This is a genomic window from Pseudomonas sp. P5_A12 (genome assembly GCF_056400685.1).
Genome location: NZ_JBFUKU010000326.1, coordinates 1 through 5541 on the forward strand (window position 1 = coordinate 1; position 5541 = coordinate 5541).

The window sequence follows — 5541 nt, forward strand, 5'->3', positions numbered from 1 at the left end:
TTTCCGACCAATGTCCGCTATTCCGCTTCGGCTCTGGCTTTCACGGGAGCTAGCCTGTTCGCGGGTGGCCCGATTCCCATTGTCGCAACCTGGCTCTTGAACTTGAGCAACGGCTCGCCATGGGCGCTCGTGGCACTTGTCGGAACGCTGAACGTGATCTCTTTCTGCATGATTGCAATAGGTCCGGAAACAGCGGGTGTCGACATGAATCGCCTCGATTCAGTCGATGAGGTCGCCGGCAACCAGCATGCGCAGGTGCGTCACGCGAACTCTTGATCTCATCCAGCGGTGCGCTGGTCGCACCGCTACATCGAAACCGTAAAAGCGAGAACATTGATGACCGACCAATCCAAAGGCTTGCTTGCGATCTGGAGCACGATTGCGGCGGAGGCGGAAACAGACTATTTGCACTGGCTCACGCGCGAACATATTTTCGAGCGTGTCAGCGTGCCGGGCTTTCTCTCTGGCCGTGTATTCAGGCGGCGCGACAGTCAACCATCGCAATACTTCATGTTGTATGAGTTGGCAGAAGCCGGCGTGATGTCCAGCCCGGGCTATCTCGCACGACTCAATGATCCTACTCCATGGACGCAAAGGGTCATGCCCCGGCTGATGCAGTTCCGTCGCGGCGGCGGTTCGGTCGATGTCAGTGGCGGTCATGTCGGCGCAAACGGAAGTCATCTCGCCATTGCGCGTTTCGACGGCACCCTGCCTGACGCATTGACAGGGTCGAAGGGACGTCAACTGGCCGAAACGCTGGCGGAGTTGGATTGGGTCGTAAACGTTCAGATGATGACAGTGCAGACCGAAGCCACGTCTATCGCCACTCGAGAAAAGTCGATGCGCAGCAGCCAGGAAGGAGAGTTTTCGGGGTTGTTGATTATCCAGGCACTTGATAATGCTGCCCTGGAACGCGCTGTGAACCACGCGAGACAACTGCTTGTGGCAGACAACGCATTCGAGATCTACGAAGCGGTGTTCTCCTGCCATCCGCTCAACAATGAAATCTGCTAGATAGTTTTGGGTCCGGCTCGGTCATTTGCCATCGTCTGCTCATGGCAGTTTTTTGCCTGGCGCGGAGGGCGGCAATCGCCCCTGGTTGTGTAAAAACGCCGAGGATTGCCATGAGCTGAAGCCCACAACGCCGAAACTCTCCATCGCAGACCAAACCATTGCCACCATTGTTCAAGTCGCAGGCGGATAGCGGGCCGCCAGCKGAATCAGTCCTGAACAAAAGCGGCGAGAGGACGCTCGCATTGGCATTTCGTAAAACGTCGCACATCACTCGGGTAATTGCACAGGGTTGCCCTCTCATTCGAGCTGTCTAATCATTTGTATTTGCATTTGCTATGACCAACACGCATTGTGGTCATGACAGGCAAAGTGCCACCCATTGCGGTGGCTCGCAAGCGGTGCCTGTACAGTGCCGCAGGGTTCGCTATAGGGCGCCCCGGCACTTCATCGAATCGAGGCGCACGAAGTTGATGTTTTCACAGCACCGGTGAAGGTGCGGGACCTATTGTAGGTCGGGGTGTGCTCGAGGGAGAGTCCATGAGCTTGGAGCGTCTGACTAAACGAATTTCTTTAGGATTCGGAGCTGCCTTGGTCGCCTTTGTGGTTGCCCAGTCGATGACTCGTTACTACAACACAAATGCCGACCAGGCCACGGATAAGCGCATCCTGGCGACCCTCCAAACCTCGGCGTTATTTGAAGTCAACCGCGAGTTGACCCAGCAGGCCAGTCTTAATGTGAGGACCGGTGAGGCGCAATACCGCGAGCAGTACTATGCGTTATGGCAGCAGGGACATGCTTTGGCGAATGTCGCCAACAAATTGCGGCAACAGGGGCTGACGACTGAGGAAGATGGGCTTTTGGCGCGAATTGAAGCCTTGGACGTCACCCGGACGCAAATTGAGCGCAGTGCAATGGAGTCAACGGCAAAGGCGAGTAGCGGCTCGGGGCTGGAAAGCGTTTTGTATGTTGAAACCGGACATGGTATTGCACAAGCAGCCACTCAGTTGCGCCAGTCTATCTATGATCGAGCGAACGAAGAATTTTTCTTCTACCACGAGCGCGCCGAACAGGCCGGCTTATTCAGTGCGTTGGTGCAACTGGTTACGTTGATTGTGTCGCTGCTGGTGTTTTGGGTGATTCTTCGGCGTCGGTTGATGATACCCATGCAGGTCCTTTCTGAGCGCATACGCTGCCTGCAGGCCGGTGGGGCACTGGGTCCGCCTCCTCGGTTAGACGCCCTTGCCGAAGTCATGATCCTGGCCGAAACATTCGAAGCCTATGTAGATGTCAATGAGGCGCTGCGTTGCCAACACTGGGTTAAGGCGCGTCTTGACGAACTGGCGCAAGCCTTGCAGCTGTGTGCCAGCAGGGAGGCATTTGCCGAAACATTGCAACAGCAACTGGGCACATGCCTGGGTTGCCAGGTGGTTTTGTTATTCGACGAAGAGCCCGCCGTCGGGCGTAATGGCCGAGTGCATTACAGTTTGCCACTGCTCCAGAAGGGGCAGCAGCTCGCCAGCCTTGAACTCGATTTCGCTCATCGCCCTGATCCCACCCAGCTCAACCTGCTCGACAGCTTGCCCAGTCGACTCGGCACGCTGCTGAGTTTGCTGCTGCAGCGCACACACAATCAGCAGTTATTGCACCAGTCCCGCCTGCAGACTCAGCAATTGGAGCGCCAGGCGTTGATATTGCAACAGCGCCAGCAGTCCCTGGAGGCCACCGAGAGCTGGTACCGCGGCATCGTCGAGTTCGCGCCTAAAGCGCTGCTGGTGTTCGATGAGCAGGGTGTGATCCTGACTAACCAGATGAGCGAAGCGACCTTTGGTTATGCTCCCGGCAGCTTGCTTGGCCAGAGTTATCGGGCGCTGGTGCCTGACAGCCAGCTCGAAGCCATTGATCGTCTGCTCGCGCAGGTGCGGATAAAAAATCTGCTCAATACGGTCGAGGTGATTGCCCTTCGTGCTGACGGCAGCGAGTTTCCTGCCGAGTTGCACCTGTGCCTGCTGCCGATGCGAGAGGGTCGAGGAGAATGCCTGTGCGTTGCGATTCACGACCTCAGCCAGCGCAAAGCTGAAGAGCGCAGCCTGCGTGAAGCACACGAACAGCAGCAGGTAATCGTTGCCATGGCACCCTATGGCATAGCACTGGTGCGAGGCAAGTTGATCGTGCAGGCCAATTCGCGGCTGGACGAGTTGTTTGGTTATGCCCCGGGCGAGCAATTGCAGCGCTCCCCGCAGATCTGGATGAATCAGGTGATGTCGGTAGAGGCGATGATCACGTTCGAAGCCTTGGTTCGCGAGACACTGGGCCGCGGTGACATCTTCCAGCAACAAATGCAGTTTTGCCGTCAGGACGGAAGCTATTTCTGGGCAAGCGTGAGTGCACGGGCCGTTGCGCCCGGACTGCTGTCGTGTAGTGGTTCGATCTGGATCATCGAAGACATTTCCGTCCAGCATGCGGCTGCGGACGAAATGCGGCAGGCGCGGCAACTGGCCGAGGATAGCTCACGCATCAAGGCCGCATTCCTGGCTAACATGAGCCACGAAATTCGCACGCCGATTAACGCCATCATGGGCATGACGTACCTGAGCTTGCGCACGGAGCTGAGCGAACGTCAGCGCAACTACCTGCACAAGGTACAAAGCTCCAGCCGACATTTGATGGGCGTCATTGACGATATTCTGGATTTTTCCAAGATCGAGGCTGGAAAGCTTGAGCTGGAGGTCCGCGACTTCAGCCTGGCCCAACTGCTGGAAGACGTGCTCGACCAAGTCCGTCCGCGAATTGCCGATAAAGGCTTGAATATACGGCTCGACGTCGCTGCGGATGTGCCCGATCTTTTATGCGGCGATTCGCTCCGACTGCGGCAAATACTGCTCAACTACTTGAGTAATGCGGTGAAGTTCACCGAACGTGGACAGATTCGGCTTGAGGTGACCTTAAGTCAGGCCGGCACTGAGGACGCTTGGCTTTCCTTCAGCGTCACTGATAGCGGCATAGGGCTCTCGCCCGAGCAGTTAAAACATATTTTCCAGAGCTTCCAGCAGGCTGATACTTCCACCACGCGACGCTTCGGTGGCTCGGGCCTGGGGTTGACCATTGCCAAACAACTGTCCGAGTTGATGGGGGGGCAGGTCGGCGTCAAGAGTGTGGAAGGTGAAGGCAGCACTTTTTGGTTTGAGGTCCGTTTACTGTTGGCCCAGAGCAATGTCATTGATGACCTGTGCACAGAGGAACCTCCCGGCGACTGGAGGGCGGCCGAAGGGACACGTATTTTGCTGGTGGAAGACAATGAACTGAACCAGCAGGTGTCCGCCGAATTACTGCAGGCGGTGGGTTGTTCGGTCGATATCGCGGCTGATGGCCGTCAGGCGCTGAATCGGTTGTCCGCTGAGCGCTATGACCTGGCGTTCATGGACATGCAGATGCCGGTGCTCGATGGTCTGGCAGCCACCCGTCTACTGCGCGGGCAGCCCGGATTGAGCTCCCTGCCCGTGATCGCGATGACCGCCAACGCCAGCAGGCGTGATCATGACGCTTGCCTGGCGGCCGGCATGAATGATTTTGTCAGCAAGCCCTTCGAACCGCAGACGCTCTATGTCGTTTTGCGACGCTGGCTGACAGAGACACCGGCCCGGCAAAAGCAAGCCCTGGTACCTGAGTCGGCGGCAAAGATGAGTGACGCGGATGCGGGTTTGAAACTCGACGGTGTGGACATGGTTGCCGGCCTCCGCCGGGTATTGGGCAGGCACAGCCTGTATGCGGACATGTTGCACCACTACCTGGACAGCCAGAACCCCGTGCTGGAACAGTTGAACGCGGCGATGGCGGCGGGCGAGCTGGATAAAGCCGAATTGTTGGCCCATAGCTGCAAAGGCGAATCAGCGACCATCGGTGCCGACGCCGTGGCCCAGGCGGCAAATATATTGGAGCAGGCACTGCGCGCAAAGCGACCCCAGGATGAGTTGCAGGTCGCTCTGCAGGCGCTGACTGAACCCTTGGAAACACTGCTGGCGCAATTGCGGGAGAAGCTGCCCAGTGAAGTCGAAACCGCACCAACAGTGGTCGACGTGATCGAGTTGCAACGGATTTGCCTGCAACTTGATGCGCTGCTGGGTGACTTTGATGCGCAGGCAGTGCCTTACTTTACCTCGCATGCAGGTTTACTCCGTGGCGCGTTTGCGAACAGCTTCCGGCTACTGGAACGCGCGGTCAAACATTTCGATTTCCAGCGGGCGCAAGTCTGTCTGAGCGAGGCCTTGCAGGCTTGTGAAACAAGAGTAATGGGCGGACAGAAACATCAGGGCAACTCGCACTACATGCCTTGAAAACGCTTTGTGTAGAAGTTTTTAAGGATTTTCAGCGCCCGGCGCAAACGATTCAGTCCATGTCAGAGCGGATGTTTGGTTGGCATGCTTAACTGCACTTACTTGGCAGAATTGACAGCCGCACCATGCCCGGGCGTGCTCCGGTCGCATTACCGCTCCATCTGTGACCCCGTCACGAGGAAGTCCAGTTGAACA

The 5541-nt window shown here is 57.1% G+C and carries 2 protein-coding genes and 1 pseudogene; all 3 read left to right on the plus strand.

Annotated features, from left to right (window positions below; translation table 11 throughout):
• A pseudogene (locus tag AC1DSG_RS26755) lies at window positions 1-276 on the plus strand (MFS transporter); the annotation flags it as partial.
• Window positions 277-336: 60 nt separating this feature from the next.
• Window positions 337-1014 carry a hypothetical protein gene (locus AC1DSG_RS26760; protein WP_477793576.1) on the plus strand — a complete coding sequence of 226 codons (678 nt, stop codon included), beginning with the start codon at window positions 337-339 and terminating at the stop codon, window positions 1012-1014.
• A gap of 615 nt (window positions 1015-1629) precedes the next feature.
• Window positions 1630-5346, plus strand: coding sequence for an ATP-binding protein (locus AC1DSG_RS26765; protein WP_477793577.1), 3717 nt, complete (start codon window positions 1630-1632; stop codon window positions 5344-5346).
• The last annotated feature ends 195 nt before the right edge of the window (window positions 5347-5541 follow it).